The sequence below is a fragment of the Embleya sp. NPDC005575 genome (genome assembly GCF_040605455.1).
In the GTDB taxonomy this organism is placed as follows: Bacteria; Actinomycetota; Actinomycetes; order Streptomycetales; family Streptomycetaceae; genus Embleya.
In genome coordinates, this window is sequence record NZ_JBEXCV010000126.1 from 1 (window position 1) to 26,906 (window position 26,906).

Here is a 26,906-nt window from a genome sequence, read left to right on the forward strand (position 1 = left end):
GATCTCCGCGGGCCTGGGCCCGGGGCCGCGATTCGCCGGCCGAGGCGCCGTCGGCCGGCGCGCCGGACTTGCCGCTTGCGGGACGGCCCAGCCGGCGCAGGCCGGCCTCGTAGCGCCGCCGCTCCTGCACGCGCAGGTGCACGATGTACGCGGACAGCAGGACACCGGGCACGGCCGGCAGCCACACCCACGCGAAGCCGGCCACACCAGCCAGGATCGCGCCGGCGGTGAAGGTCGCGAACAGGGTCGCGATGACCCGTCGGCGCCGGGTGAGCAGCACGGCCCGGCCCTCGTCCCGGCGCAACGGCACGGAGGGGCGCTTGGCCGCGCCGGCCTTGGCCGAGGGCACCGACCCGGGGATCGCGGCCGGCTGCTGCGGCGCGGCGGGCTTGGCCGAGTGCTGCCGAGCGCGCGGCGGTTCGGCGCCGCCGCGCCGCTCGGGCGCGTCCGTGCCCTCCTCCGCGGGCGCACGGGCCTCCGCGAGTACACGGGCGGAGCGGCGCTCGAAGGCGCCGCGACGGGAGAGGATGCGAATCGCGGTGGTGAATCGCTCGGTCGGCCGGGCCTCGTTGAGCTCGTCCTGTCGGCGAAGCCACATGGGCACCAGATAGGCAGCCCAGGCCCCCACGATCGCTGCGTAGATCAGGCCGCTGCCGTTCACGCTTCACACGCTAAGCCGGATGGGCACCGCATCGTCGGATTAGGCACGGTGTGTCGCCCGATCCGCGGTGATGCCCATGTGACGAATGTGACTGGCGAGACGATCGAGGCGACCAAATCCCCCAAATCACCCGAACCAGCCGAAATATCCGAGAAGCCCGGACCAACCGAATTCACCGAGAAGCCCGACGCGGCCGTAATCACCGGGACGCCCGAGATGCCGGGAGCCGGCGTGGCTCCCGAGGCCCCTCGGGCAGCCGTTCTCCCGGGGGTGCCGGGGTCTGCCGAGGTGACACCGCTCATATCTCCCGCAGAGTAGCGAAATCGCAAGATCGATGTGTCGATATGGCGGGATCGACATCGAAGAGATTCCGGCTACGCGGAGATCCCCTCGGGCAAGGATTCCACTACCAGGTGAATCCCCGGCTCTCCCGATAGGCGCGCCACCGCATCAACAGGCCCTCCGGGACCTCCTCGGCGTTCAACGCGTATGCGAGGTGATCGCGCCAGTCACCGTCGATGTGCAGATAGCGCGGGCGCAGGCACTCCTCGCGAAATCCCAGCTTGTCCACCACCCGTCGACTGGCCCGGTTCTCCGGCCGGATGCACACCTCCAGGCGATGGATGCCGAGCCGGAAGAAGCAGTGGTCGGACACGAGTGCGACCGCCGTCGGCATCACGCCCAGCCCGGCGACCCGTTCGTCCACCCAGTAGCCGACGTGCGCCGAGCACATCGACCCCCAGGTGATCCCGGCGACCGTGACCTGACCGACCAACTGCCCGTCGTACAACACCACGAACGGCAGCATCCGGCCGGCGCCCGCCTCGGCCCGCAGGAAGCGCACCATCTGCCGAAACGTCGGCCGCCGACCGGCGGCGGAGCCCGGCGGCACGGTCGCCTCCCAGCGGCGCAGCCACTCCCGGTTGCGGGTGTGCACCTCCTGCCAGGCGACCGCGTCCCGGGCGCGGATCGGGCGCAGGGTGACCCGGCCCTCGGTGAGTTCCACCGGCCACCCGCGGGTCAGTGCGTGCCCCATGGCGGCTGCTGCGCCCCTCCGTAGCCCCCGCCGCCCTGGAACCCGCCGCCCGCGCCGCCACTCTGGTAGCCACCCCCGCCGCCGAAGCCGCCCTGGTAGCCGCCGCCTCCGGGCGCGGGCTGCTGCCCACCGCCGCCGAACCCGCCACCACCGCCGCCGCCGCCGAACCCGCCGCCCTGCTGGTGGTCGCCGCCCTGGAGCTGGGACACCACGTGCGGCAGCACCTTGGCCAGCACGTTGATGCCGTCCTGCGCGCCGCCGGGCGAGCCGGGCAGGTTGACGATCAGGCTGCGGTAGGTCCAGTGCGAATCCTGGGTGATCGCGACGCCGGCGATGCCACGCGACAGGATCGAGGTCGGCACCTTGTCGAAGTTCTCCATCCGGATCGCCTCGGCGATGCCCGGCACCTCGTAGCTGATCACCCGGCTGGTCATCTGCGGAGTCTGGTCGAACGGGTTGAGCCCGGTCCCCCCGGTCGTGATGATCACGTCGTAGTGGCCCGCGACCGCGTCCCGCAGCGCCTGGGCGACGGGCTCGCCGTCGGGCACGATCTGCGGGCCCCGCGTCTCGAAGCCCAGTGCCTGCAGCCCGCGCACGATCACCGGACCGCTCTCGTCCCCGTAGGTCCCGGCCGCCGCGCGCGTGGACACGGTGATCACCATGGCTCGCATCAGACTTGCCCTCCGTCCCGTTGTGTGGCCGCTGCCCCGGTGTCCCGTTGCCAGTCCCCGGAGGCGCCGCCCGTCTTCCGCTCGACCCGCACGTCGGTGATGACCGCGCCCGGGTCCACTGCCTTGATCATGTCCACGACCGTGAGCGCCGCGACGGAGACCGCGGTCAGCGCCTCCATCTCGACGCCGGTGCGGTCGGCGGTGCGCACGGTCGCGGTGATCTCCACCGCGTCGTCGTGCACCGTCAGGTCCACCGCGACGCCGTGCAACGCGATCGGGTGGCACAGCGGCACCAGGTCGGGCGTGCGCTTGGCCGCCATGATGCCCGCGATCCGTGCGGTGGCCAGTGCGTCACCCTTGGGCATGCCCTCGCCCCGCAGGAGTTCGACCACGCGCGGCGATACGAGCACCCGGCCCGAGGCCGAGCCCGTGCGGACCGAGATCTCCTTGGCCGTGACGTCCACCATGCGGGCCGCGCCGGCCTCGTCGAGGTGCGTGAGGTTCTTGGCGCCGCGCGTCAACTTTCCACCCCTACGGTGAGCCCCCCATGCGGTGGGCGTCGAACTGCCGTGTGTCGGACTGCCCGGCGTATCGGACCGCCGTGTCGTGCTGGGGCAACGTTAGAGGCACAACCGGGCGGCCCGCATGCGCGGGGCCGCCCGGACGGGGGTCACGGCGCTCAGCCGAGCAGCATCACGGACACCTCGGCGCCCTCGGCGACCTCGGTGACGTCGGCGGGAAGGGTGATCAGCGCGTTCGCCTTGGCCAGGCTGCCGAGCAGGTGGGAGCCGGTGCCGCCGACCGGGTCCACGGTGCCCTCGCCGACTCCCGCGACCGGCGGGGTGTACCAGGCGCGCAGGAACTGACGCTTGCCCTCGGGCGACTTGAGCGCCGCGGAACAGGTGGCCCGGACGATCGGCCGCTCGGTGACCTCGGCGCCCTGCATCCGCAGCAGCGCCGGACGGACGAACACCTCGAAGGAGACGAACGCGCTGACCGGATTGCCGGGAAGGGTGAAGATCGGCGTCTCGTCCGGGCCGATCACGCCGAAACCCTGCGGCATCCCCGGCTGCATCGCGACCTTGCCGAACTCGACCGTGCCCAGCTCGGAGAGCACCTCCTTGACCACGTCGTAGGCGCCCGCGCTGACGCCGCCCGTGGTGACCACCACGTCCGCTCGGATCAGCTGGTCCTCGATCGTGTCGATCAGGATCTTCGGGTCGTCGGGTACGTTGCCGACCCGGTACGCGATGGCGCCCGCCTCGCGCGCGGCGGCGGTGAGCATGTAGCTGTTCGAGTCGCGGATCTGGCCGGGGCCGATCGGCCGGCCGGGCTGGGTCAGCTCGCTGCCGGTGGACAGGATGACCACACGCGGCTTGGGCCGCACCCGGATCCGCTCGCGGCCGATCGCGGCGAGCAGGCCGACCTGCGCCGAGCCGATCGCGCTGCCCACGTCCAGGACGGTCTGCCCGGCGGTGACGTCGCTGCCCCGGCGGCGGATGTACTGGCCGCTCTGCGGCGCCTTGGTGATCCGTACCGTCGGCATGCCCGCGTCGGTCCACTCGACCGGCACGATCGCCTCGGCGCCCTCCGGCAGCGGCGCGCCGGTCATGATCCGGGCACAGGTGCCGGAACCGATCGCGATCTTGGGCGCGTTGCCCGCGGCGATGTCGTCCACCACGTCGAGCACCACCGGATAGCGCTCGCCCGCGTCGGCGACGTCCGCGAGGCGCACCGCGTATCCATCCATCGACGAGTTGTCGAACGGCGGCAGGTCACCGGTGGCGGCGACCTCGTCGACCAGGAGGCTGCCGTGCGCGTCGAGCAGTTGCAGTTCGAGGGGGGCCAGCGGTTCGATCCGTCCGAGGATCCCGGTCAGGTGGTCCTCGACGCTCTTCATGCTTGCATCTCCTCGTTCACGTAACTCCGCAGCCAGGCCCGGAACTCGGGTCCCAGATCATCACGCTCGCATGCCAGCTTCACGATGGCACGCAGATAGTCGGCCCGGTCGCCCGTGTCGTACCGGCGGCCGGAGAAGAGCACGCCGTGCACCGTGCCGCCCTCGGCCGACTCGCGGCCCGCGAGCACCCGCAGGGCGTCGGTCAGCTGGATCTCGCCGCCCCGTCCCGGCTGTGTCTGTTCGAGCACGTCGAAGACCGACGGGTCGAGCAGGTAGCGGCCGATCACCGCGAAGTTGCTGGGCGCGGTGCCGGCTTCCGGCTTCTCCACGAGGTCGGTCACCCGCACCACGCCGGGCTCGGAGGTGCCCTCGGCCAGGGGCGCAACCGCCGCGCAGCCGTAGAGGTGGATCTGCGTCGGGTCGACCTCTATCAGGGCCACGACGCTGCCGCCGAGCTCGCGGCGCACCCGCAACATCGTGCTCAGCAGCGGATCGCGCGGGTCGATCAGGTCGTCGCCGAGCAGCACCGCGAACGGCTCGTTGCCCACGTGCGGGCGGGCACACGAGACGGCGTGTCCCAGGCCGCGCGGGTCGCCCTGCCGGACGTAGTGGATCGCGGCCAGCTCGCTCGACTCGCGGACCAGCTTGAGCCGCTCCACGTCCCCTTTGGCGGCCAGCGCGTGTTCGAGCTCGTACGCGCGGTCGAAGTGGTCTTCCAGCGGACGTTTGTTGCGCCCGGTGACCATCAGCACGTCGGTCAGCCCGGCGGCGACCGCCTCCTCGACCACGTACTGGATGGCCGGCGTGTCCACGACCGGCAACATTTCCTTGGGCGTGGCCTTCGTCGCCGGCAGGAAGCGGGTGCCCAGGCCGGCGGCGGGTACGACGGCCTTCGTGATGTGGAACGAGCGATGCGCAGGCATGGCCGCACACTAACGGGTGAGATCACCGGAGGACCCATGAAGCCCGCCGATTGGCCGGTTGTCGGCCGGTGGTGGGCTCCCGGCCGGATCCGGGCCGCAGAACCGGTCCCCGCCCGCGCGTTTGGCTCGGCCCAGCGCCCGGTCCGCGGCCCGCAGCAGGGTCGCGGCATGGGTGCCGTCCCCGGGCAATACGGCCATGCCGATCGCCATCGTCAGCCGCACCGGTTCGGCCCTCGCGCCGAAGGTGCCACGCCGCACGGCGTAGCACAGACGTTCGGCGACCTTGGCGGCGCCGGCCGCGTCGGTCTCGGGCAGCAGGATCACGAACTCCTCGCCGCCGTAGCGGGCGATCGTGTCCACCCGGCGGATCTCCAGGGCCAGCCGCTGGGCGACCTCGCGCAGCACCGCCCCCGCGCCCTGATGGCCGTGCCGCTCGTTGACGTCGCGAAAGTGGTCGAGGTCGAGCATGAGCAGCCCGAGCGGCCGGCCGAACCGGGTCGCGCGCATCACCTCGCGATCCAGCACGAGTTGCAGGTAGCGGTAGTTCCACACGCCGGTCAGCGGGTCGGTCACCGACAGCCGCTCCAATTCGGCGCGGCTGAGTTCGAGGCGGGTGACCTCGTGGCGCAGCTCGGGCAGCTCGTTGCCGGCGATGGCGCGCAGCCGGCGCACGGCGACCGCCAGTGAGCCGATCGCGACCGAGAGCGCGCCGACGAGCAGGATGATCAGAAGACGTTCGAAAGTCAGGCCCATGCGAGGTCCGGGTCGGGTGCGGTGGCGCGAACTGTGTCGATTGCGCGGACTCCTTCGATAACCCGTCCAAACACGTCATACAGGGAACAGCATGAAGGACATCCTCAACGACAAGGCCACGCTGAGGTCACAGTTGATGAACTCACGGTCACACACGGGGTCGGATCGGCGTGTCGCGGCGAGTCGCGCGCTCCGTGACGCGCTCCTCGCGCTCCCCGAGATGGCCGCCGCCGCGACCGTGGCGGCCTATGTGCCGGTGGGCTCGGAGCCGGGCGGCCGGGACCTGGCCGAGGACCTCGCCGCCGGGTCGACGCGACGCGTGCTGCTGCCGGTGCTGCTGCCGGACAACGACCTGGACTGGGCGCTCTACGAGGGGCCCGCGTCGCTGGTGCCGGCCGGCCGCGGGCTGCGCGAGCCGATCGGGCCGCGGCTGGGCGTCGATGGCGTGCGTACGGCGGACGTGCTGGTGGTGCCGGGGCTGGCGGTGGATCGGCGGGGTCTGCGGCTCGGGCGCGGCGGCGGGTCCTACGACCGGGCGCTGGCCCGGGTGCCGGCCTCGGCCGTGACGGTGGTGCTGCTCTACGACGACGAGGTGCTCGACCGGGTGCCGGCCGAGCCGCACGATGTGCCCGTGGACATCGCGGTGACGCCCGCGGCGGTGTACCGGTTCACCCGATAGCACCGCCGCGGGCCGCCGTCACGGGCCGGCCGGGGCCGGTGCGGCCGGGCCGGCCGGCTCCAGGGTCAGCCGGTGTTTGGCCGCCTTGTCCACCGCTGCGGGCGTGTACGCCCACGGCAGGGTCTTGCCCTTGCGCCACAGGTCGGTCTGGTCGGTGTAGTTGTCGTGCCAGACGTGTCCGGACGCGCCGGTGAGGTTGATCCAGCGGGACGCGTCCAGATCGGACAGGTCCACCACCATCCGCATCGACGGCACGGTGGTCACCTCGTAGCCCTGCGCGACGTTCCACCCGGTCGCGTTGACCAGGCCCTCGCCGCCGGACATCCGGTACGGGCCGCGGTTGAGCATGTACTTGACCACGCCCGGCCCCTCGGTGCCCAGCGTCTGGTTCTTCAGCGTCAGCGTGTGCAGCCGACCCCACGACCAGGTGTCGATGTCCTTGCCGAGCCGGGAGGTGAGGTCCTTCTTCGCCTCGGTCATCGCCTTGTGCAGCAGACCGTCGCGGGTGGTGATCGAGCCCGGGTTCTTGGAGATGTTCCACCACGGGCTCTCCGGGCTCGCCAGCAGCGTGCGAGCCACCTCGTTCCACCGGTCGCCGCCGTCGGGTTGCGCGGTCGAGTCGTCCCGGTCGCCGCACTGCACGTGACTGGTCGTCGGATTGCTCGCGCAGTCGTTGTCGGCCCGGACCGAGAACGGCATCTTGTCGCCGAACGCGAGCATCAGCACCTGACGCCACACCGCGTTGAAGTACGCGGCGGACTTGGAGTCGGCCTCGTTGCGCATGTCCCAGCCCCTGAGCAGGTCCTGCGCCTCGCGCACCCACGGATCGTCGATCCGGACGGCGAGCAGGTAGGGCACCAGCAACTGCGCGACCGGGTTGAGGTCGTCAGCCTGCATCTTCTGCATCATTGCCGGATCGATCTTGCCCGGAGCCTTGGTGATCATCTCCTCGATCCGCTGACTGCGCGCGCCGTAGCCCCAGTCGGAGGTGAGCAGGTACGGGTACGCCGGCGAGGTGACCGCGTTGTTGGCGGTGACGATGTAACCCTCCGGCGGGTCGTACACGTTCGGCAGCGAGTCGAACGGAATGGTGCCCGCCCAGTCGTACTTGGGGTCCCACCCGTACACCGGCCAGCGGCCGTCACCGGTGCGGCGCACCGGGATCTTGCCGGGCGCCTGGTAGCCGATGTGCCCCTCGACGTCCGCGTAGATCGCGTTCTGCGACGGCGCGTCGAAGTTCTTCAGCGCGGCCCGGAAGTCGTTCCAGTTCTGTGCCTTGTTCAGCTGGAAGAGCGCGTCCATCGAGGTGCCCGGATCCAGCGCGGTCCAGCGCAGCGCGACTGCGAAGCCCTCCTCGCGCTGGGGGCTCGGGTCCGGGATCGGCGCGTCCTTGCCGACGTCCTTCAACTCGTCGGACGCGTCCGACATGTCCGACAGGATCGGTCCGTGCCGGGTGGTGCGCACGGTGATGTGCCGATCGCCGCCGCCGGCCACCTTGATCGTCTCCTGGCGGACCTCGGTGAACGGCTCGTACTTGTTGTTGTAGAGCACGCCGTCGTCCTGGACCTTCTCCAGGTAGAGGTCGGTCACGTCGGCGCCGAGGTTGGTGAAGCCCCACGAGATCTTCTGGTTGTGGCCGATGATCACGCCCGGCATGCCGGAGAACGTGTAGCCGGAGACGTCGTATTGGCACTGCGGCCCGACCGTGCGGCAGTGCAGGCCCATCTGGTACCAGACCGAGGGCAGCGACGGGGACAGGTGCGGGTCGTTGGCCAGCAGCGGCTTGCCGGTGGTGGTATGCCTGCCCGCCACCACCCACGAGTTGGAGCCGACGCCGGAGGACTTCTCGCTGAACAGCGAGGGCAGTTTGGCCAGCGACTCGGACAGGCCGGCGAGTACGTTCTGCGCGCTCTTCGAGGGCACCGCGGGCGGCGCGTCCTGGACGAAGCGCTCGGTCTTGCCGTCCTTGGCGTCCTTGACGATCGCGCCGTCGCGCACGATCGGCTTGTTCACCTCGTACGGATACGGCGGGTAGAGCTCGTCGATCTGGTTGACCGTCAACTTGTCGGACAACAGCGCCCGGTCGATCTCGTCCTGCATGTTGGTCCGCAGGTCCCAGGCCATCGCCTTGAGCCAGGCGACCGAGTCGACCGGGGTCCACGGCTCGGCCTTGTAGCCGTCGTGCACGACGCCCAGCAGCGCGTACTCGAACGACGCGTCGGCGCCCTTGTGATCCTTGAGGTAGGCGTTGACCCCCTCGGAGTACGCCTGGAGGAACTTCTGCGACTCCGGCGGCAGCGCCGCGTACTCCTGCTCGGCCACCTTGCGCCAGCCCAGCGTGCGCAGGAACTTGTCGTTCTCCACCTGCCCGGAGCCGAACATCTCGGACAGCCGGCCCGCCGTCATGTGCCGGCGCACGTCCATCTCCCAGAACCGGTCCTGGGCGTGCACGTAGCCCTGCCCCCGGAAGAGGTCCTCGGACGTGTCGGCGTACACCTGCGGGATGCCCTCGGCGTCGCGGACCACCTCGACCTTGCCGGTCAACCCCGGGACCCGGACCGTGCCGGAGGTCTGCGGGAAGGAGTCGCGCGACAACTGCCAGCCCCACCAGCCGAGTCCGCCGATCGCGATGGCCAGCACCACGACCAGGACGATGACCGTCAACCGGAAACGGCGCCACGCCTTGGACGGCCCCTTGGGGGTCGTCGATCGTTCCTTGACCTTGGCGGTGGCGCCGGGCGCGGGCGCCTCGGCTGCGGCGGCGGGCTCGGGAGTGGGCTGGGGCACGGGGGCGGCCCGAGGCGTGACCTCGGGCTCGGCCCGCGGTGGCTCGGCGGCGCGAGGCGCGGGCGGCGCGGCGGGCGCGGGAATGGCGACGGGGGCGGGCGGCTCCGCGTACGGCTCGGGGGGCGTGTAGGGCTCCTGGGCGGCGTAGGACTCCTGTGGTGCGTACGGTCCTTGCGCGGCATACGGATCTTGCGGCGCGTACGGCTCGGATTCGCCATACGGCTCGGGCGCGGCCCGGCGCTCACGCTCCGCGCGTTCTTCCGCGCGCCGCTGGGCCGCGACCGGATCCGCCGCGGCCCACTGCGATGTGGGCCACTCGCCCGTGGGCCAGTCGTCCCACCCGGAGGATGAGGCGTCCTGGCCACCGGGGGGCTGCTCCGGGTCGGGCGTCTTCGAGGGAGGCATCAAGGTCCTTATGCGGTCGGTGCGGCAAGAGACACCTTAAAAGCCGAGCGTCGTCGGCATCACAGCCACGGGTACGAGACGGGACCCCTCTGGGGTATGGATCCTTCGCTTTGGTAAAATATTTGCCAGGCGTAGGTAATTCATCGCCGGTTCGCCGGCGCGGCAGGGCCCCCCTTCCCACGGCCCGCTGATTGCCTGCGCATCGCGGCGTCGCGGCTCTGCCCGTCGTCGCCTGCCTTCATGTTCTGCACTCCGTGCGGCCGCCTGGGGGGTGGCCGGACCGACGACCGCCGGAGGTGACGCACGTGTCCGTGCCCGAGCTCAACCAGGTCCTGCTCCTGGGTGCCATCGTCATGTTGTCCGCCGTCATAGCGGTGCGCCTGGCGACCAGAACCGGATTGCCGAGCCTGCTGCTCTACCTCGGACTCGGGATCCTGATCGGGGCCGACGGCCTCGGCATAGGTTTCGACAACGCCGAACTGACCCAAACGCTCGGCTACGCCGCGCTGATAGTAATCCTCGCCGAGGGCGGGATAGCGACCAGTTGGAAGGAGATCAAGCCGTCGGTGCCGGCGGCTGCGGTGTTGTCCACCGTAGGGGTCGGAGTGAGCGTCGCGGTCACCGCGTTCGCCACCCGGATCGTGCTGGACGTCGACTGGTCGACCGCGATCCTGATGGGCGCGATCGTCTCCTCCACGGACGCCGCCGCGGTGTTCTCGGTTCTGCGCAAGCTGCCGCTGCCGCATCGGCTGACCGGTCTACTGGAGGCCGAGTCCGGGTTCAACGACGCCCCGGTGGTGATCCTGGTGGTCACGTTCGCCCACGCGGGTCATGTCGAGCCGTGGTACCGGATCCTCGGCGAGATCGGCATGGAGTTGACCATCGGCGTGGCCGTCGGCCTCGCCGTGGGCCGACTCGGCGCGCTCGGCCTGCGCCACGTCGCGCTGCCGGCGTCCGGGCTGTACCCGATCGCGGTGATGGCGCTGTGCGTGCTCGCCTACTCCGGCGGCGCGCTGGCCCACGGCAGCGGGTTCCTCGCGGTCTACCTGACCGCGCTCGTGCTGGGCAACTCGCAGCTTCCGCACGGTCCCGCCACCCGCGGCTTCGCCGAGGGGCTCGGCTGGATCGCGCAGATCGGATTGTTCGTCCTACTGGGACTGCTGGTCACCCCGCACGAGTTGGCCGGCGCGGTGGTCCCGGCACTGGTGATCGGCACCATCCTGCTGCTGGTTGCCCGGCCGCTGTCGGTGCTGGTGACCACTACGCCGTTTCGCATACCGTGGCGTGAGCAGTTGATCCTGTCCTGGGCGGGGCTGCGCGGGGCGGTGCCGATCGTGCTCGCGACCATCCCGATCGTGAAGGACGTCCCGGACGCCCAGCGGTTGTTCAACATCACCTTCGTGCTGGTGGTGGTGTTCACCCTGGTGCAGGGGCCGACGCTGCCGTGGATAGCACGCAAGGCCGGCTTCGCGGGCGAGCAGGAGCCCACCGACCTGGGCGTGGAGTCCGCGCCCCTGGAGAAGCTGCAGGGGCACCTGCTGTCGGTCAGCGTGCCGCCGGGCTCGCGCATGCACGGTGTCGAGGTCGGCGAGCTGCGCCTGCCGCGCGGGGCCGCGGTCACCCTGATCGTGCGCGACGACGAGAGCTTCGTGCCCGAGCAGAGCACCGTGCTCCGGCACGGCGACGACCTGCTCGTGGTGGCCACCGACACGGTGCGCGACGACACCGAGGATCGACTGCGCGCGGTCAGCCGGGGCGGCAAGCTCGCGGGCTGGTTCGGGGTCAAGGGCGACACCTGAGGTACAATGGCGTGGTTGATTGCCATCGGGGCGCCTTCGGGCGCCTCGATCGCCGATCCCCTCCACACACCGACTCTGCCTGACGCAGGGCTGGCGTCGTGACCGCACGGCGGCCGAAGCACGGCTTCGGTATCTACCCCGGTGGACGCTTTCGAGGACAGCTCTCGGCGCACCGGGGTTTCCCATGTGCGTCACCAGGTGGCAGGAAGCGATATCCACGATGCCCACGCATCGGAACGCCGCACCCGTTCGCGGGGAGCGGTGCACATGATCTCCACGTACTCCTCGCTGCTGCGGACCCCGTCTGCATGGCGATTCCTGGCGCCCGCGCTCATCGCGCGACTGCCCTACGCGATGCTCGGCCTGGGCATCGTGCTGCTGGTCAAGCACACGACCGGTTCATACGGCACGGCCGGCGCGGTCTCCGCCGCCGCCGCCGTCGCGCTCGCCTTCGTCGGCCCGCAGACCGGTCGGCTCGCCGACCGCTTCGGCCAGGCGGCCGTGGTGGTCCCCGGGGCGCTGCTGCACGGCGCGGCGGTATCCGCACTGATCGTCGCCGCGCTCGCCGAAGCGCCGCTGTGGCTGCTGTTCACCACCGCGGTGCTCGCCGGCGCGACGGTGCCGCAGATCGGCTCGATGGTGCGGGCCCGCTGGGCCGCGCACCTGGAGCGCTCGCCGCTGCTGCCGACCGCGTTCGCGTTCGAGTCGGTGACCGACGAGTTCACCTTCGTGGTGGGACCGGTGGTGGCCACCTTCCTGGCCACCGGGGTGCACCCGGCCGCCGGTCTGGTCGTCGAGGCCGCGCTGACGGTGATCGGCTCGATGTTGTTCGCACTGCAACGCGGCACCGCGCCGCGGCGGGTGATCCGGGCTGCCGGCGACGCGCCGCGTGCGTCCGCGCTGCGGATCGGTGGCGTACGCCTGCTGGTGGTGGCCTTCGTGTGCATCGGCGGGGTCTTCGGGACCGTGCAGGTCTCGGTCACCGCGTTCGCCGAGGAGGTCGGCAGGCCCGGCCTGGCGGGCGCGCTGTACGCGGTCTTCGCGGGCGGCAGCCTGATCGCCGGTGCGGTCTACGGCGCGATCGCCTGGCGGCGGCCGGCGCACCGTCGCATGCTCGTGATGTTCGCGCTGCTGGCACTGGGGACCGCACCACTGTGGGCCATCCCCAGCGTGGGAATCATGGTGCCCGTCGCATTGCTGTGCGGACTGGCGATCGCACCGACGCTGATCACCGGGTTCACCCTGGTCGACACACTGGTCCCGGCCGAGGCCAAGACCGAGGCGTTCACGTGGCTGACCGGCGCGATCGGCTTGGGCCTCGCGCTGGGTTCGACGTTTTCCGGGATGCTGACCGACGCGCGCGGTTCGGGCGCCGGATTCGCGCTCACCCTGGCGGCGGCCGGCATCGGATTCCTGGTGGTGCTCACCGGGCAGCGACTGCTGCGACCGGGCGTTGATGTGACACCCATTACACCGCCGACCACGACCGTGGTGGACGGATCTCCGGTGAATGCTGCACCATTGGCACTCGACAGGTGAGAGTGCCAGTACCCAGCTGACCTGTCTGTCGAAGGAGGACCAGACCGTGCCGACGTACCAGTACCAGTGCACCGCCTGTGGCGAGGGCCTTGAGGCCGTCCAGAAGTTCACGGACGACGCGCTGACCGAGTGCCCCGCCTGCCAGGGCAGGCTGCGCAAGGTCTTCTCGGCGGTGGGCGTCGTGTTCAAGGGCTCCGGTTTCTACCGCACCGACAGCCGCGGCTCCAGCACGTCCTCGACGCCGGCGACCGCGTCGACCGGCTCTTCCTCGTCGGCTTCGTCGTCCTCGGACGGTTCCTCGTCCTCGGGCTCGTCGTCCTCGGCTTCCTCGTCCTCGGGCTCGTCGTCCTCGGGTTCCTCGTCCTCCTCGTCGTCCGGCTCGTCCGGTACGACGTCGACGGCGGCCTGACCCGATGGCGACCGGCGTGCTGCCGGCGGGAGTGGTTCCGGCCGAGATCGGCGTGATCGGCGGCTCCGGCTTCTACGCGTTCCTGGACGACGTGGTCGAGGTACACGTGGACACGCCGTACGGCGCGCCCAGTGACGCCGTGTTCCTGGGCGAGGTGGCCGGCCGTCGGGTCGCCTTCCTGCCCCGGCACGGCCGCGACCACTCGATCCCGCCGCACCGGATCAACTACCGCGCCAACCTGTGGGCCCTGCGCGCCGTCGGGGTGACACAGGTGCTCGCGCCGTGCGCGACCGGCGGCCTGCGCATCGAACTCGGTCCGGGCACGCTCGTGGTCCCCGACCAGCTGGTCGACCGCACCTCGGGCCGGACCCAGACGTTCTTCGACGGGCTGCCGCTCGCCGACGGGACCATCCCGCCGGTCGTGCACACCACGTTCGCCGACCCGTACTGCGCGGACGGTCGCGCGGTGGTCGCCGCCCAGGCACGCACGTCGGGCTGGGAGCCGGTGGACGGCGGCACGCTCGTGGTGATCGAGGGACCGCGCTTCTCCACCCGCGCCGAGTCCAGGTGGTACGCCGCCCAGGGTTGGTCGATCATCGGCATGACCGGACACCCCGAGGCCGTACTCGCCCGCGAACTCGGGCTCTGCTGCACGGCCATCGCGCTGGTCACCGACCTGGACGCGGGCGTCGAGGCGGGCGAGGGGGTCACCCACGCCGAGGTGATGGAGGTCTTCGCGGCCAACGTCGACCGGCTGCGCACCCTGCTGTTCGACGTGGTCGCGGCGCTGCCGAAGACGCGTTCGTGTGCGTGCGGCACGGCGGAGGTCGAGCGACCGGCATAGCGCCGCTCGGTGGGTCCGGTCGATCGGGTGTCGACCCTGTGTTCGTTCGTATTTGTGTTCGTTGCTGGTGAAGGCCGCTTCCCGGGTTCGGGAGGCGGCCTTTGTGGCTTTGTGGTGGGCGACGGCCCTTGTGGGGGCGGGCTTCGTGGTGGGGGCGCTCGTGGTGGGGGCGCTCGTGGTGGGGGCGCTCGTGGGGGCGCGGTGTTCGGCGGGTGGGGTTGTCACTCACACGAGTGAACGGGTTATCCCCAGGGGCGGAGTTGTACACAGGCGTCGGGGCACCTCGGCCGGGTCGGGACGTCGCGCGGCACGGTGGGAACGCGGCTCGACCCTCGTTTCCTGCCCCGGTTCCGGCGCGGGTCGGGCCGCACTCGCCCGCTGCCCGCGCTGGAGGTGTGATGTCCGCTTCGGGATCGTTCGGAGCCTCGCCCGGTCCCTCGTTCGGGCCGCCGCTCCGGTCGTCGCCGGCCCCGCTCGCCCGGACGCCGTGGCGGCGCGTGCTGGCCCGCCATCGACGTGGCCTGGCCGCGCTGTCGGCCGCCGTCGCGGTGCTCGCGGTGATCGTGGCGGTCCGCCCGGCGCCCGCGCCGACCGGACCGATCCTGGTGGCCGCGCGCGATCTGCCCGCGGGCAGCACTCCCGGGCCCACCGATCTGGCCCTGGTCGCGATGCCGACGTCCTTGCAGCCGGCCGGAGCTCTGCACGCGATCGGGCAGGCCGCCGGAGTCGCGCTGACCGGTCCGCTGCGCCGGGGCGAGCCGGTGACCGACGTCCGGGTGGCCCGCCCGGGCGGCCCGCGCGACACGGGCACGGTCGCCCTGCCCGCACGCTTCGCGGACGCCGACGCGGTGGCCGTACTGCGCCCCGGCGACCGGATCGACGTGCTGGCCGCGCCCGCGGCCGATCACCCCGGTCCGGCACGGCTGATCGTCCCCGCCGCGATCGTGGTGGCCCGACCGACCGCGACGGGCTCCTCGACCGGGGCCCTGCTGATCCTCGAAGTCCCCCGCGCGGTCGCCGCCGAACTCGCGGGCGTGGCAACGGGTCCGGTGCTGACCTATACCATCCACAGGTTTGTGGGCGGCCCTGTTGCCACGGATCGCGAATGACACCAAACTCGTGCGGGTTGTCCGGCGCCATCGGGTATTCAGCGATTACTACCGTCTTCGGTGTCGATCATCGACCGAATCGCCCCGACGAGGCTTCGACCGATCAAGATCGATGGGAATCAGGCAGTGGGCGGCTTCAAGAAGTTCCTCATGCGCGGAAACGTCGTGGACCTGGCCGTGGCCGTGGTCATCGGCGCCGCGTTCACCGCGGTCGTGAACGCGTTCGTGAAGGGGATGATCAACCCGGTGGTGGGTGCCCTCGGCACCAAGAACCTCGACGGGTACACGTCCTGCATCAAGGGCCCGTGCGGCGTCGACGCGAATGGCGAGTCGACCGGCGTGCAACTGCTGTGGGGCTCGGTCCTCGGCGCGGGACTGACCTTCCTGACCACCGCCGCGGTCGTGTACTTCCTGCTGGTGCTGCCGCTGAACCACATGCTGGAAAAGCGCAAGCGGGCCCTGGGCCACGCCGGCGAGAAGGAGCTCAGCGACACCGAACTCCTCGTCGAGATCCGCGATCTGCTCGCCCAGCGGCTCAACCCGGAGGCGAACTCCGGCAACGGTGACACCGGAGCAGGCTCCTCGCGCCGCCCGGAGACGGGCTCGGGCTCCACGCGCTCCGAGACCTGACCCATCGGCGGCCGGCCGCACGGCGGCACCCGGTCCGCCGGGACCCGGGAACTCGTTCCGACCCGGGAATGCGTTCCGGGGGCACCCGGCACACGCACGCGAAACGAGACGGCGGGTCCGCACCTTTCGAAGGAAGGTGCGGACCCGCCGTCTCGTTCATGCAGCTGCCGGCAAGTGCGTTCCGGACTCGGAGGTGATGAGACGCCGACGCTCAGAGGTGATGCGGCGGCTTGTCGTCCAGGAACCGGCGCAGGTCCGCCGGGTCCGCCGTCGTGCGTTCGTCGCCCCAGCCCGCGTCGGTCTCGTCCGAACTCGCCTCCGGGAGCAGATCGTCCCAGCCGAACGGGTCACGCCGCCTCGGTTCGCCCGGTCCACTCGTCGCACGCACATCCGCCTCGGCCATCGCACCAGTGTGCCGGCGCTCCGGCGGCACCCCGGTCACGCGGCTTCGAGCCCCTGGGCCGCGGCCAGCTCGCGCAGCTCGACCAAGGCCTGCTTCTCGATCTGGCGGATCCGCTCACGGGTGAGTCCGAGCTGCTTGCCGACCTCGGTCAGCGTGTGCTCCTTGCCGTCCGCCATGCCGTAACGCGCTCGCAGGATCGTGGCCGTGCGGCCGTCCAACCGGCCCACCAGGTCCGCTATCTGCTCGCGCCGCAGTGTCGCCAGGGTGATGTCCTCCGGCGTCAACGGGTCGGTCTCCTGGACCAGTTCGCCCAACTCGGTCTCGCCGTCGTCACCCACGGGGGTGTCCAGGCTGATCGGATCGCGCGCCCAACCGATCACGTCCACGACGCGCTCCGGCGTGGACCCCACCACCTCGGCGATCTCGCCAATCTCGGGATCGCGCCCGTGGTCGCGGGCGAACTCGCGCTGCACCCGGCGGATCTTGCTCAGCTCTTCGACCAGGTGCACGGGCAGCCGCACGGTGCGCGCCTGATCCGCCATCGCCCGGGTGATCGCCTGCCGAATCCACCACGTCGCGTACGTGGAGAACTTGAAGCCCTTCGCGTAGTCGAACTTCTCGACCGCGCGGACCAGGCCCACATTGCCCTCTTGGACCAGGTCCAGGAACGGCATCCCGCTACGCGGGTAACGCCGCGCGACGGACACCACCAGACGCAGGTTGGCCTGGATGAACAGTTCCTTGGCCGCCGCACCGCGCGCGATCAGCCGGTCCAGCTCGGCCCGTTCGATACCCTCGGGCACCGCGTCCTCGTCGATCAGCTTCCGGGCGTACAGCCCGGCTTCGATGTCCTTGGACATCTCGACCTCGCGCTCCGCGTCGAGCAGCTTGGTTCGGCTGATCTCGTCCAGGTACACACCGACCGTGTCGCGCTCGACGTCGGCAGCCTTCCGCGTGCGGGAAGCCGCCACTCGCTCGGCGCCCTGTCGGGCCACACCACGTGTAGTCGGCATGCTCTAGCCCTCGCTTTCATTCGCGTTCGTCAACATTTCGAACGAACGAGAAGCCTGTGATATTCCGTCCGGAGATGTACTGTTGAAAGGTTGGCCGATAGCGACCCCCGAGAGCGCCTGCCCGGCGTCGAGCCCCGCATGCACACTCGATGTGCCTACGATCGACTCAACGGTCGGCGAGGCCCGGATGTTCCGGTGTCTCCGGCCGGGCACGCCCGCGCGCCCCGGGTAGGGTTCCGCGGATCGGCACCCAAGCGAGCAGCCCGGGTCGGATCGCCCGCCCCGATCGAGCGCCCGGGCCGGGCGTGTGCCCGGCGGTGACCGACTGCTTTCGGCCGGCCGTCAGTGCGCGTCCGGCGCGGCTCCAGGTCGCGCGGAATCAGCCGCCACTGCCGCCCCCAAGCACCGCTACGACTGCTCCCCTCCCGGCAGCACGACCGTCATGAACGACTCGCCCGGCCGGAACCCGAGCCGCTCGTACACCGCCCGGGCCGGGTTGCCCTCGGTGACCGCAAGCCCGATCGAGGGCAGCCCGTCGAGCAGCGCCAGACCCAGCGTGTGTCGCAACAACCGACCGCCGAGACCCGCGTACTTCGGATCCGGGTCGCGAAAGACCTCGGTGATCCACGGGCCGAGCAGTTCGGCGTCGTTGACCAGCACCGCGCCGACCACCCGCCCCTCGTCGAGCGCCACCGTGCTGAACCCGAACAGCGGCCCGAGCGTGCGACCCTCGTACAAGCCCTCCAGGTTCTCCGGACTCGCATCGTCACCGCCGTCCGGGTGATCGGGCGGATACGCGGCGAGCCAGGTGTCGTACAACTCCGAGGACGCCACGCACGCCGCCGCGCGCACCTCGATCCCGGGCTCCGTCCAGGTGACGTCGCCGAGATCCGGACCCAGGTCCCGGGTGTACTGATGCAGATGTCGCAGCAGTCGGCCGCCCGCGGCGAGCAACACCGCGCCGGTGTCCTCGTGGGCGGACACCACCCACCCGGGCAGCGCGGTCAGGATGGCGGGCACCGCGAGCTCGGCCGGGAGCCGGTGCAGGCGCAGGTCGAGCGCGGCCGGGCGACCCGAGCGGTTGCCCAGTCGGTAGTCGGCGACCAGTGCCCCGTCCCGGTCGAATACGGTCCCGCGCGTACGAACACTTTCGTCTGTGGTCATGAGTTTCATTCTTCGATGCCCGAGCAAGTGGTTATCTCCTCTCAGCGGCCTCGATCCCGACCTCCGGGCAGTGCCGCAGCGGCCGTCGCGGGCGTCTCGGCACCGGCCACGCCCATCCGCCCAGCATCACCCGACCCACCGGCCGCCGCACGCCCGGGCACACCAGAACATGCGCGGAGAGTGATCGCCCCCGAAACTGGCATACATGGACAAAATCTCGCTCCGGACGGCCACCAGGGAACAACTCGCCTCGGCCCGAAGCACCTCGTCCGGCCGCAGTTCGGTCACCATGCTCGGCGGCTCCGGCCGGCACCTGAGCCATACCCTGATCGCCCTGACCACCGGCAACTCGCTGGGCGAACACGAAAACCCCGGCGAAGCCTCACTGATCGTCCTGACCGGCCGCGTCCGCCTGACCGCCGACGACGAATCGATCGAGGGCACCTCCGGCGACCTCCTGGTCATCCCCCAGGAGCCACACTCCCTGGAAGCCGTCGAAGACTCCGCCGTCATCCTCACCGTCAGCAAACCCTGACCCGCCCCAAAGCCGCCGGCCACCCCCGCAACGGTTCCGCTACCCTGTCCTGCGGGACCACACGGCCCCGAAGCCTCCATAGCTCAGGGGATAGAGCACCGCTCTCCTAAAGCGGGTGTCGCAGGTTCAAATCCTGCTGGGGGCACACGGCCTGACCAGGCAAGAGACCCCGGCTTCGGCCGGGGTTTCGTCGTTCGTGGGACGGGTCGTGGAATGAGCTGAATCGATCATGATGGACGCCGACAGCGAGACCCGCCTCACTCCGCTGCGCGACTCGCCGGCCTGGTTGCGCGGCCGACCCGAGCCGACGGCCGACTTCTCCGCCCTTGACGCGTGGCAGGCCGTGAAAGGGCGACGCTGGGCGAAGGAGACGGAGGACGTGTCCGACGCGAGCCGCCGACACGTTGTTCGGAGCCTGGCCGTGCAGGGACACCAAGTCGGCGTGGGTGCGCGGAGACTCGAAGTGCGGCATGGCGGTGGTCGCGTGGGCCCTTCGGCCCTGTTCACGGCGCGCAGCGTCGGGGTTTGATCGAGGTGGCGGGGAAGACGGCTTGGCGATGCGAAGCGGCGGAGCGATAGCGCGCACCGCACGATCGGGCCGCGATAGGTGTGCGTCCGCCCCGTCTCATCACGCGGTGCCCCGTGTGCGTGCCGCGTGCGACGCAGGGAGAGCGCGATGCGTGCCACAATCCGGCTGGGGCGGATTGCCGGAGTCCGGATCGGGGTGCACTGGAGCGTCCTGGTCATCTTCGCCGTGATCACGGTGGGTCTCGCGCGCAACCGGCTGCCGGACGCGCGTCCGGGCTACTCGTGGGCGGCCTACTGGGTGGTCGGCCTGCTCACCGCGGCCGTGTTCTTCGCGTCCCTGCTCGCACACGAGTTGGCGCATGCGGTGGTAGCCCGGCGCAACGGGATCGACGTGGACGACATCGTCCTGTGGCTGCTCGGCGGTGTGGCGCGGCTCAAGGGGGAGGCGTCGAACCCGGGCGCGGAGCTGCGGATCGCCGGTGTCGGCCCGCTGGTCAGCCTCGCCCTGGGCATCATGTTCGGCCTGTGCGCGTGGCTGGTGAACGTGACCTCCGGCGGGGGCCTCGCCGTCGAGGCGCCGGCCTGGCTCGCGGCGATCAACATCCTGCTGGCAGTGTTCAACTCCATCCCCGCCGCTCCGCTGGACGGCGGCCGCCTGCTGCGGGCGCTGCTGTGGTGGCGCACGGGCGACCGGCTTCGCGCAATCACCGGCGCGGCCGCGGCGGGCCGAGGGTTCGGGTGGTTCCTGGTGATCTTCGGTCTGTTCCTGTTCGCGCGCGGCGACGCGTTCGGCGGGCTGTGGCCGGCGCTGATCGGCTGGTTCCTGGTCGCGGCCGCGACGATGGAGGCACGCCAGGCCCACCTGCGCGAGACGCTCGCCGGGATACCCGTGCGCAACGCCATGACGCGCGAGCCCGTCACAGTGTCCGAGTCGACCACGGTCGCCGAATTCCTCCTCGGCCCGCACTACCGCTACCCGCACTCCGCGTTCCCCGTGACCGACCACGTCGGCGCTCCGGTCGGTCTGCTGACGCTGGACACCGCACGCCACGTTGTCGAGCAACGCCGGGGCACGGTGACCGCGGGCGAGATCATGCTGCCCCTTTCGCAGGTCACCGTCGTCGGCCCGGACGACCCGCTCGCGGAGCTGCTGCCCCGGCTCGAATCCGGGCCCGAGCACCGGGTTTTGGTGGTCGACGACGGCAGGCTCCTCGGTCTGCTGTCCCCGTCCGATGTCACCCGCATGGTGACGTGGCTCGTCACGACCGACCCGCGGCGCCGCGGCCGTTGACCCGAAGGGCGTCGCCGGTTCGCATGACGGTGAGGTCGAGGAAGTGCGGCTTCGGGGGGGTGACCTCAGGTCGTGGGGCTTACCTCGGCGGTGCTTGCCCGGTCGTACAGGGCGGCGATGTCGGGGCCGAAGTAGCTGCTGTAGGAGGTGAGGTCGTCGCCGCCCTCCTCGTAGCCACCGATCACGCCGATCACCGTGCCGCGGCCGTTCGCGGGGTCGATGTCGGTGAGCATCGGGCCGCCGCTGGTGCCGGAGGGGAAGCCCGCGCAGTCGAAGCGCAGTTGGGTGTCGGAGTATGCCTCGGTAGTGTTCTGGCAGCCGATCGGCTCGTCCTCGCCGTCCGGGTAGCCGACCATCCGCGCCGGGCGCGAAGGCACGAAGCCGAAGGCGAGCTCTTCGGCGCCGGTGACGGTCTCGATCCGCTCGTCCGTGCCCGGGCGGCGGACCTGGAGGAACGCGACGTCGTAGGCCGGGTCCCGGTCGGCGACCCAGCGCGGGTCCACGTCGATCCGGGACGGAACCCACACGCCGTACGGCATCACGCCGTCGTGATAGCCGGGCGCGAACGCCAAGTCGGCCGTGAAGGCATCGCTGTACACGCAGTGCGCGGCGGTCACCACCAGGTTCCGATTCGGCGACTGCACCACGGTCGCGGTGCAGAAGTGTTCCGGGTCGTTCCCGTCCCCCGCGTGCAACAACGCGCCGATCGCGGGGGTGGCCGCGATCGTGCTCGCCTGCAGCGGGTCGGACGCGGGCAGGTCCTCGACCTCGGTCGAGGACGCCGTGGGCACGGGCAACGCGGGCGCTTCGGGCGGAGCGGTGGGCACCGCGTCCTGCAGGCTCGCCGCGATCCGATCGCCCTCGGCCGGGTCCGGGAGGTGGTAGCCGCGGGACGCGTCGCCGGTGCCGCGCGATCTCGGATGGCCGGAGATGCGCCCGGTCGAGGCCAGCGCGACCACCACCAGGACCGCAATCACGCAAAAGGCCGTGCCGATCGCCATCCGACGCCTGAGCGGATTCGCCTCGGCATCCGCAGTTCGTCGCGACACTCGACCACCATTCTCAGCGGGTTACGACCTCGGGCACTGGACGCTACCGGCTGGATGGATACCCCGGTGGGGAGGAATCAGACCGATACCCGCACGGTCACCGGGTCGTGACGAAGTATTCCTCCGACCGTCGCCCCAGCGGGTGGGAGGTGGGCGACGGTCGCAGGAATTCCCCGCTCTTCTTCTCACGCCGGCTCGACGCCGTCTCTCCAAACGCGCCCGGCCGACCCTGCGACCGTATCCCGAGGATCGGCGGCGTCGGCACCCCGGTATGGGTGATTTATGACTGCCTTAAGAAACGTCCATGGCGCGTGCACCCTTTCCGAACACGCTTCCGGCGCGCTTCCGAGCGGCGTTCCCCGACGTGCTCGGGACGCGCTACGGACGGACGCGCATCGGCCGCGCGGCGCACCTACCCAAGGGTTGGCGGCGTATGGCCCGATTCATCGGTACGGGTCTTCGGGGTCCCTCGGACGCAGGCGGCCGGATCATGCCCTCGTGCCCCGGGCCCGGCACTGCCACAATTTGCTTGTTCCACGGGGGTTCCGCACCGGCGGCCGGCGAGGGGATCCGCGCGGCGCGGGGCGGGGCGAGGGCGGCCGGAGAGGGCGGGGTACCGATGGCGGGTTCCGAGGACTCGTGGTGGACGGTGCGTGCTCGGCTGCGGCTGATCTGGGTGCCGTGCGTTGCGGTCATGCTCGCCACCATCGCCGCGCTTGCGGTGGGCCTGACCCTGGACGGCGACGCGCGCTCGCGCGGGCTGCTCCTGGTGCTCGGCGGTGATCTGTTGCTCGTGGTCGGATCGACGGTGCTGATCGAGAGCGCGCTGCGGCGTACGGTCGAGAGGCCCCTCACCCGACTGGCCGATCCGAGTCGGGAGCCGCTGGGGGCCGGGCGCTACGACAGCCGCGAGTTCGACCGGATCGCCGACACCATGGCGACCCTGCGCGACCGGGCCCGGGCCGGCGACGATCGGGCGCACCACGAGCGGGCCCGGGTCGCTCGGCTGACCGAACTGCTCGCCGAACGGGACCAGGCCCTGGAGGGCGAACGCGAGCGGGCCCGCGACCTGCTCCGCGACCTGGCGGAGCTGCGCGTCCGGGTCGACGAACACGCGCGTCGGGCCCGGCTCGCCCAGGCCGACCTGGATCGGTTCGCACACGCCGCGACGCACGACATGCAGGACCCGCTGCGCCGGATCGTCTCGTTCGGCCGGATGCTCCAGGAGCGCTACGAGGACGTGCTGGATCGGCGCGGCCGGCAGTACATCGACTTCTCCATCGACAACGCCCGGCGCCTCCAGATGCTCATCGACGAGATGGTCACCCTCACCGAGGTGGGCCGCTCGCGGGCGGAGAGCGTCGAGGTCGATCTCGGCGAACTGGTTCGGCAGACCTGGCTGGACATGGCGGACCAGGTGGAGGACACCGGCGCCGAACTGGAGCACGGGCAACTGCCGGTGGTCCGGGCCGATCCCGGGCTGCTGGCCACGCTGATCCGGCATCTGCTCGGGAATGCGGTGAAGTTCCAGCGCCCGTACGAGCGACCGCTGGTGCACATCGACGCCGAGCCCGCCGCCGGCGGGTGGCGGATCACCGTGACCGACAACGGGATCGGCATCCCCGCCGAGGCGGCGGAACGAGTGTTCGCGGCCTTCCAACGCCTGCACCCGCGCGAGACGTACACCGGCAGCGGCATCGGGCTCGCGATGGCCAAGCGGATCGTCGAACAACACGGCGGCCGGATCGCCGTGGACACCGACCACACCGACGGAACCCGAATCGCCTTCACCCTGCCGGGCCGTGTCGACGAGCCCGACGAGCCGGGTCCGGGCACCGAGTTCGACCCGGACGCGGCACCGACCGGCCCGGCCGAACCCGCCGGCCCGGTCGGGCCCGGCGAACCCGCCGCCGCGGACTCCGCACTCGTCGAACCCGTGCGCTTTACGGATCCGTCGAACCACGAGCCGCTCGCGTACGTTTCCGTTGCATCGGCGCCGCGTGATCGGCCGGCGCCGGCTACCACGACGGAGGCACCTGATGCGAACGACCGACCCCAGCACCGAACCGACCGGCACCGAACCGACGACCAAGGCCGCACGGACCGGTAGGGCCGAGCCGACCCGGCGGGTTCTGGTCTGCGGCGCCGTCGTGGCCGCCGCCGGTGCGACCCTGGTGGCCTGCGGCAGTGACGACGGCGATTCGAAGGACAAGACCCCGGGGAGCGCCGGCGGCGACAAGACACTCGGTCCGGTCGGCGACGTGCCGGTCGGCGGCGGCAAGGTCTACGACGACGCCAAGGTCGTGGTCACCCAGCCCACCGCCGGCGACTTCAAGGCGTTCACTGCGGTGTGCACACACCAGCAGTGCCTGGTCGCCGGCGTCGCCGCCGGCAAGATCAGTTGCCCGTGCCACGGCAGCAGCTTCGACGCGAGCACGGGCGCGGTGCTCGGCGGGCCGGCCCCGAGCCCGCTCGCCGCGAAGCAGATCACGGTGACGAACGGCCAGGTCGTGCTGAAGCCCGCGTAGGCCGAGTCGGCACCCGAAGCCCGGGGCCGACCCGCGTAGGCGGGACCGACACCCCGCGCAGCCCGCATTCCGCCCACGCGGACCGGGCCCGCACCGCGTGGGCGGTGGATCGCCCGCGCGGCTATGGTTTCCGCTCCCGCTTCGTGATTGCGTACCCGAGCCCGTTCCGGGCCAGGACGCGATCCGGAGGACCCCGCGCATGACGAAGACACCGCCCACCCCGCGGCCGAGCCTGGATCTGCTCGACGGCGACTGGTACGCGAACGGCCCCTACCCGGACTACGCGTGGTTCCGTGAGCACGAACCCGTCGCCTGGGACACGGGCAACGAACTGTGGGGCATCTTTCGCCACGCGGACGTCAAGGACATCGAGGCGCGCAGCGAACACTTCGTCAATTCCGACCGGAACAAGGGTGGTTACCGCCCGAACCTGCCCGCCGACCCGGCGATCATCGGCCTGGACAACCCGCTGCACAACAAGCGGCGCAGGCTGGTCAGCAAGTGGTTCACCCCGCGCGGCGTGCGCGAGTGGGAGGAGCATGTGCGCGCGACGTGCGTACAGATCCTGGACGCCGCCGTGGCCAAGGGCACCGTCGAGGTGGTCGGCGACCTCGCGTCCGTGCTGCCCGCGAAGATGATCGGTCGCCTGCTCGGTTTCCCGGACGAGGACTGGCCGCGCCTGCGCGACTGGTCCGAGCGCACCATCGCGCTCGGCGGCGGCCCGCGCTATCTGAGCGAGGACGGCCGGGCCGCGGCGGGCGAGTTCATCCGGTCGGCGCTGGGTCTGTACGAGACCAAGAAGGCGTGTCCGGCCGACGACGTGATGTCGGTGTGGACCACGGCTCACATCGACGGCGAGCCGGTGGGACCGGCCGACGTGGCGAGCGACTGCCTGCTGCTGCTCGACGGCGGCGCGGAGACCACCCGCACGGTGATCGCGCGTACCTTCCTGTATCTGCTCGAACACCCGGACCAGTGGGACCTGCTGCGCGCGGGCGCCGACCTCGCGGTGGCGACGGAGGAGTTCATCAGGTACAGCACACCCATCCACAACATGTGCCGCGTTGCCGTCGGGGACCAGCGCGTCGGTGACACGGTGATCCCGGACGGACACCAGGTGGTGCTGATGTACGGCTCGGCCAATCGCGACCCGGCGGTGTTCGCCCAGCCCGAGCGGTTCGACGTGACGCGCACCCCCAACGACCACATCACCTTCGGCTTCGGCACCCACTTCTGCCTCGGCGCACCGTTGGCCCGGCTGGAGATCCGGGTCTTCTTCGAGGAGCTGCTCGCCCGGGTACGCGAACTGCGGCCGGTGCCCGGCAGCACGGTGGTACAGATGCCGAACGCGTTCGTATACGGGATTCGCGAAGCGCATGTGGAGCTGGTCGGCTGAGCGCCCGGCCCTGCGGGCCTGCCCGGCGGCGTTGAACGGGTATTTCAGGGAAAAGGGATGAAGAGAACTTTTCGCACAAACGCTCGTTGGGAGGCGACCATGCCGGGCTTGTTGGACGAAGGCATGCCGGTCGATCACCGGCTCGGACAGGTCTACCGGTACGGCGGCGGGTTCATGGGACTCGCGCTGATCACGTTCGGTGTCCTGGGCTTCACGAACAACGTCGGTTTCTTCTCCACCACCGGCCGCCAGGTCGCCGGAATGTCCACCAACGGCGCGCTGAGCCTGATCTCCGTCGTGGTCGGCGCGATTTTGATCGTCGGCGCGATCATCGGCGGCAACACCGCCTCGACCGTGAACATCGTGGTGGGCGCGTTGTTCGTGATCAGCGGTTTCGTCAACCTGGGCCTGATCGGCACCCCGGACATCAACTATCTGTCCTTCAAGATGCCGAACGTGATCTTCAGCTTCCTGGTCGGTCTGCTGGTGATGACGTTCGGCCTGTACGGGAGGGTCAGCGGCCATCTGCCGCACGACAACCCGTACTGGCGCTCGCGCCACCCGGACCGGGCGGCCCGCGAGGACGCCTTCCGCAACCGGGCCTCGGTGCTCTCTCGCGACGGGGCATCGGCGGTCGGCAGCGGCCCGTCCCGGCACGGCATCGCCGGCAGCCACTGATGTCGTGACCGTCGGCCGCCGGACCGGCAGGCACCGGATCATCGGCCCGTGGGCAGGACGCACGTCGGCGCCGGACCGGCTCGACCGAGCCGCGCCCGGCGACCGGCAGCGCGGCCACCAGGGCGACCAGGAACGCCATCTCGACCGTGTTCGCGGCCACCGCGGGCCGATCGAAG

General features: G+C 71.0%; 24 protein-coding genes, 1 tRNA gene and 1 pseudogene. 14 read left to right on the forward strand and 12 right to left on the reverse strand.

Annotation, left to right across the window (positions count from 1 at the left end):
• The 7 genes and pseudogenes from ABZS54_RS31480 to ABZS54_RS31510 all read right to left on the reverse strand — a co-directional run.
• A pseudogene (locus tag ABZS54_RS31480) lies at nucleotides 1–661 on the reverse strand (hypothetical protein); the annotation flags it as partial.
• 406 nt (nucleotides 662–1,067) lie between these two features.
• Nucleotides 1,068–1,697 (reverse strand): GNAT family protein, encoded by a 630-nt coding sequence (locus ABZS54_RS31485; protein ID WP_355543712.1) that lies wholly within the window; start codon nucleotides 1,695–1,697, stop codon nucleotides 1,068–1,070.
• Nucleotides 1,682–2,359: a MogA/MoaB family molybdenum cofactor biosynthesis protein gene (locus ABZS54_RS31490; protein ID WP_355543715.1), complete on the reverse strand. Its 678-nt coding sequence runs from the start codon at nucleotides 2,357–2,359 to the stop codon at nucleotides 1,682–1,684. Before ABZS54_RS31490 ends, ABZS54_RS31485 begins: the two co-directional genes overlap by 16 nt.
• Before the next feature lie 8 nt (nucleotides 2,360–2,367).
• Nucleotides 2,368–2,835 (reverse strand): cyclic pyranopterin monophosphate synthase MoaC, encoded by a 468-nt coding sequence (gene moaC / locus ABZS54_RS31495; RefSeq protein ID WP_355543780.1) that lies wholly within the window; start codon nucleotides 2,833–2,835, stop codon nucleotides 2,368–2,370.
• Between the two features lie 212 nt (nucleotides 2,836–3,047).
• Nucleotides 3,048–4,268: a gephyrin-like molybdotransferase Glp gene (gene glp, locus ABZS54_RS31500; protein WP_355543718.1), complete on the reverse strand. Its 1,221-nt coding sequence runs from the start codon at nucleotides 4,266–4,268 to the stop codon at nucleotides 3,048–3,050.
• Nucleotides 4,265–5,191: a UTP--glucose-1-phosphate uridylyltransferase gene (locus tag ABZS54_RS31505; protein WP_355543721.1), complete on the reverse strand. Its 927-nt coding sequence runs from the start codon at nucleotides 5,189–5,191 to the stop codon at nucleotides 4,265–4,267. The genes glp and ABZS54_RS31505 overlap by 4 nt, the downstream gene beginning before the upstream one ends.
• Before the next feature lie 9 nt (nucleotides 5,192–5,200).
• Nucleotides 5,201–5,944, reverse strand: coding sequence for a GGDEF domain-containing protein (locus tag ABZS54_RS31510; RefSeq protein ID WP_355543724.1), 744 nt, complete (start codon nucleotides 5,942–5,944; stop codon nucleotides 5,201–5,203).
• 91 nt (nucleotides 5,945–6,035) lie between these two features.
• Between ABZS54_RS31510 and ABZS54_RS31515 the strand changes: the two genes are divergently transcribed.
• Nucleotides 6,036–6,623, forward strand: coding sequence for a 5-formyltetrahydrofolate cyclo-ligase (locus ABZS54_RS31515; protein ID WP_355543727.1), 588 nt, complete (start codon nucleotides 6,036–6,038; stop codon nucleotides 6,621–6,623).
• An 18-nt stretch (nucleotides 6,624–6,641) separates the two neighbouring features.
• Here ABZS54_RS31515 and ABZS54_RS31520 read toward each other — a convergent pair whose 3' ends face one another.
• Nucleotides 6,642–9,815 (reverse strand): penicillin acylase family protein, encoded by a 3,174-nt coding sequence (locus ABZS54_RS31520; RefSeq protein WP_355543730.1) that lies wholly within the window; start codon nucleotides 9,813–9,815, stop codon nucleotides 6,642–6,644.
• A gap of 296 nt (nucleotides 9,816–10,111) precedes the next feature.
• On the opposite strand from ABZS54_RS31520, the gene ABZS54_RS31525 reads away from it, so the two are divergent.
• The 6 genes from ABZS54_RS31525 (at nucleotide 10,112) to mscL (ending at nucleotide 16,145) form a co-directional block, all read left to right on the forward strand.
• A complete protein-coding gene (locus tag ABZS54_RS31525; RefSeq protein WP_355543733.1) occupies nucleotides 10,112–11,614 on the forward strand; it encodes a potassium/proton antiporter in 1,503 nt (500 codons plus the stop codon).
• A 267-nt stretch (nucleotides 11,615–11,881) separates the two neighbouring features.
• Nucleotides 11,882–13,153, forward strand: coding sequence for an MFS transporter (locus ABZS54_RS31530; RefSeq protein WP_355543736.1), 1,272 nt, complete (start codon nucleotides 11,882–11,884; stop codon nucleotides 13,151–13,153).
• A 46-nt stretch (nucleotides 13,154–13,199) separates the two neighbouring features.
• Nucleotides 13,200–13,562: an FmdB family zinc ribbon protein gene (locus tag ABZS54_RS31535; RefSeq protein ID WP_355543739.1), complete on the forward strand. Its 363-nt coding sequence runs from the start codon at nucleotides 13,200–13,202 to the stop codon at nucleotides 13,560–13,562.
• A 4-nt stretch (nucleotides 13,563–13,566) separates the two neighbouring features.
• Entirely contained in the window at nucleotides 13,567–14,406 is an 840-nt protein-coding gene (locus tag ABZS54_RS31540) for an S-methyl-5'-thioadenosine phosphorylase (RefSeq protein WP_355543742.1), read from the forward strand.
• A gap of 398 nt (nucleotides 14,407–14,804) precedes the next feature.
• On the forward strand, nucleotides 14,805–15,515 hold the full coding sequence (locus ABZS54_RS31545; protein WP_355543745.1) for an SAF domain-containing protein: 711 nt from the start codon (nucleotides 14,805–14,807) through the stop codon (nucleotides 15,513–15,515).
• Nucleotides 15,516–15,641: 126 nt separating this feature from the next.
• Nucleotides 15,642–16,145: a large conductance mechanosensitive channel protein MscL gene (gene mscL / locus ABZS54_RS31550; protein WP_355543748.1), complete on the forward strand. Its 504-nt coding sequence runs from the start codon at nucleotides 15,642–15,644 to the stop codon at nucleotides 16,143–16,145.
• Between the two features lie 211 nt (nucleotides 16,146–16,356).
• On the opposite strand, the gene ABZS54_RS31555 is transcribed toward mscL, so the two are convergent.
• The 3 genes from ABZS54_RS31555 to ABZS54_RS31565 all read right to left on the reverse strand — a co-directional run bounded on the left by ABZS54_RS31555 (nucleotide 16,357) and on the right by ABZS54_RS31565 (nucleotide 18,725).
• Entirely contained in the window at nucleotides 16,357–16,548 is a 192-nt protein-coding gene (locus ABZS54_RS31555) for a hypothetical protein (protein WP_355543751.1), read from the reverse strand.
• 35 nt (nucleotides 16,549–16,583) lie between these two features.
• The gene (locus ABZS54_RS31560) at nucleotides 16,584–17,561 is read right to left on the reverse strand and encodes a sigma-70 family RNA polymerase sigma factor (RefSeq protein WP_355543754.1); all 978 of its coding nucleotides are present in this window, start codon (nucleotides 17,559–17,561) and stop codon (nucleotides 16,584–16,586) included.
• 408 nt (nucleotides 17,562–17,969) lie between these two features.
• Nucleotides 17,970–18,725, reverse strand: coding sequence for a GNAT family N-acetyltransferase (locus ABZS54_RS31565; protein ID WP_355543757.1), 756 nt, complete (start codon nucleotides 18,723–18,725; stop codon nucleotides 17,970–17,972).
• A 205-nt stretch (nucleotides 18,726–18,930) separates the two neighbouring features.
• Between ABZS54_RS31565 and ABZS54_RS31570 the strand changes: the two genes are divergently transcribed.
• The 3 genes from ABZS54_RS31570 to ABZS54_RS31580 all read left to right on the forward strand — a co-directional run bounded on the left by ABZS54_RS31570 (nucleotide 18,931) and on the right by ABZS54_RS31580 (nucleotide 21,079).
• Nucleotides 18,931–19,260: a cupin domain-containing protein gene (locus ABZS54_RS31570; RefSeq protein WP_355543760.1), complete on the forward strand. Its 330-nt coding sequence runs from the start codon at nucleotides 18,931–18,933 to the stop codon at nucleotides 19,258–19,260.
• Between the two features lie 72 nt (nucleotides 19,261–19,332).
• Nucleotides 19,333–19,405: transfer RNA gene (locus ABZS54_RS31575), tRNA-Arg, on the forward strand.
• Nucleotides 19,406–19,936: 531 nt separating this feature from the next.
• Nucleotides 19,937–21,079: a site-2 protease family protein gene (locus ABZS54_RS31580; protein WP_355543762.1), complete on the forward strand. Its 1,143-nt coding sequence runs from the start codon at nucleotides 19,937–19,939 to the stop codon at nucleotides 21,077–21,079.
• A gap of 65 nt (nucleotides 21,080–21,144) precedes the next feature.
• On the opposite strand, the gene ABZS54_RS31585 is transcribed toward ABZS54_RS31580, so the two are convergent.
• Nucleotides 21,145–22,080 carry a serine protease gene (locus ABZS54_RS31585; RefSeq protein ID WP_355543765.1) on the reverse strand — a complete coding sequence of 312 codons (936 nt, stop codon included), beginning with the start codon at nucleotides 22,078–22,080 and terminating at the stop codon, nucleotides 21,145–21,147.
• 667 nt (nucleotides 22,081–22,747) lie between these two features.
• Here ABZS54_RS31585 and ABZS54_RS31590 point away from each other — a divergent pair.
• The 4 genes from ABZS54_RS31590 (at nucleotide 22,748) to ABZS54_RS31605 (ending at nucleotide 26,730) form a co-directional block, all read left to right on the forward strand.
• Entirely contained in the window at nucleotides 22,748–24,238 is a 1,491-nt protein-coding gene (locus ABZS54_RS31590) for an ATP-binding protein (protein WP_355543768.1), read from the forward strand.
• Nucleotides 24,168–24,656 (forward strand): Rieske (2Fe-2S) protein, encoded by a 489-nt coding sequence (locus ABZS54_RS31595; RefSeq protein WP_355543771.1) that lies wholly within the window; start codon nucleotides 24,168–24,170, stop codon nucleotides 24,654–24,656. Before ABZS54_RS31590 ends, ABZS54_RS31595 begins: the two co-directional genes overlap by 71 nt.
• Before the next feature lie 199 nt (nucleotides 24,657–24,855).
• Complete coding sequence (locus ABZS54_RS31600; RefSeq protein WP_355543774.1) at nucleotides 24,856–26,052, forward strand: cytochrome P450; 1,197 nt, start codon at nucleotides 24,856–24,858, stop codon at nucleotides 26,050–26,052.
• A gap of 99 nt (nucleotides 26,053–26,151) precedes the next feature.
• Entirely contained in the window at nucleotides 26,152–26,730 is a 579-nt protein-coding gene (locus ABZS54_RS31605; RefSeq protein WP_355543777.1) for a DUF4383 domain-containing protein, read from the forward strand.
• Nucleotides 26,731–26,906: the final 176 nt, after the last annotated feature.

Excerpts from the sequence above, each read along its gene's own strand:
- ABZS54_RS31510 (WP_355543724.1), bottom strand. The coding sequence starts at position 5,944 with ATGGGCCTGACTTTCGAACGTCTTCTGATCATCCTGCTCGTCGGCGCG.
- ABZS54_RS31540 (WP_355543742.1), top strand. The coding sequence starts at position 13,567 with ATGGCGACCGGCGTGCTGCCGGCGGGAGTGGTTCCGGCCGAGATCGGC.
- ABZS54_RS31490 (WP_355543715.1), bottom strand. The coding sequence starts at position 2,359 with ATGGTGATCACCGTGTCCACGCGCGCGGCGGCCGGGACCTACGGGGAC.
- ABZS54_RS31580 (WP_355543762.1), top strand. The coding sequence starts at position 19,937 with ATGCGTGCCACAATCCGGCTGGGGCGGATTGCCGGAGTCCGGATCGGG.
- ABZS54_RS31605 (WP_355543777.1), top strand. The coding sequence starts at position 26,152 with ATGCCGGGCTTGTTGGACGAAGGCATGCCGGTCGATCACCGGCTCGGA.
- ABZS54_RS31570 (WP_355543760.1), top strand. The coding sequence starts at position 18,931 with ATGGACAAAATCTCGCTCCGGACGGCCACCAGGGAACAACTCGCCTCG.
- ABZS54_RS31520 (WP_355543730.1), bottom strand. The coding sequence starts at position 9,815 with ATGCCTCCCTCGAAGACGCCCGACCCGGAGCAGCCCCCCGGTGGCCAG.
- ABZS54_RS31560 (WP_355543754.1), bottom strand. The coding sequence starts at position 17,561 with ATGCCGACTACACGTGGTGTGGCCCGACAGGGCGCCGAGCGAGTGGCG.
- glp (WP_355543718.1), bottom strand. The coding sequence starts at position 4,268 with ATGAAGAGCGTCGAGGACCACCTGACCGGGATCCTCGGACGGATCGAA.
- ABZS54_RS31545 (WP_355543745.1), top strand. The coding sequence starts at position 14,805 with ATGTCCGCTTCGGGATCGTTCGGAGCCTCGCCCGGTCCCTCGTTCGGG.
- ABZS54_RS31485 (WP_355543712.1), bottom strand. The coding sequence starts at position 1,697 with ATGGGGCACGCACTGACCCGCGGGTGGCCGGTGGAACTCACCGAGGGC.
- ABZS54_RS31555 (WP_355543751.1), bottom strand. The coding sequence starts at position 16,548 with ATGGCCGAGGCGGATGTGCGTGCGACGAGTGGACCGGGCGAACCGAGG.
- ABZS54_RS31515 (WP_355543727.1), top strand. The coding sequence starts at position 6,036 with ATGAAGGACATCCTCAACGACAAGGCCACGCTGAGGTCACAGTTGATG.
- ABZS54_RS31600 (WP_355543774.1), top strand. The coding sequence starts at position 24,856 with ATGACGAAGACACCGCCCACCCCGCGGCCGAGCCTGGATCTGCTCGAC.
- ABZS54_RS31590 (WP_355543768.1), top strand. The coding sequence starts at position 22,748 with ATGGCGGGTTCCGAGGACTCGTGGTGGACGGTGCGTGCTCGGCTGCGG.
- ABZS54_RS31585 (WP_355543765.1), bottom strand. The coding sequence starts at position 22,080 with ATGGCGATCGGCACGGCCTTTTGCGTGATTGCGGTCCTGGTGGTGGTC.
- ABZS54_RS31530 (WP_355543736.1), top strand. The coding sequence starts at position 11,882 with ATGATCTCCACGTACTCCTCGCTGCTGCGGACCCCGTCTGCATGGCGA.
- ABZS54_RS31595 (WP_355543771.1), top strand. The coding sequence starts at position 24,168 with ATGCGAACGACCGACCCCAGCACCGAACCGACCGGCACCGAACCGACG.
- ABZS54_RS31565 (WP_355543757.1), bottom strand. The coding sequence starts at position 18,725 with ATGACCACAGACGAAAGTGTTCGTACGCGCGGGACCGTATTCGACCGG.
- moaC (WP_355543780.1), bottom strand. The coding sequence starts at position 2,835 with ATGGTGGACGTCACGGCCAAGGAGATCTCGGTCCGCACGGGCTCGGCC.
- ABZS54_RS31505 (WP_355543721.1), bottom strand. The coding sequence starts at position 5,191 with ATGCCTGCGCATCGCTCGTTCCACATCACGAAGGCCGTCGTACCCGCC.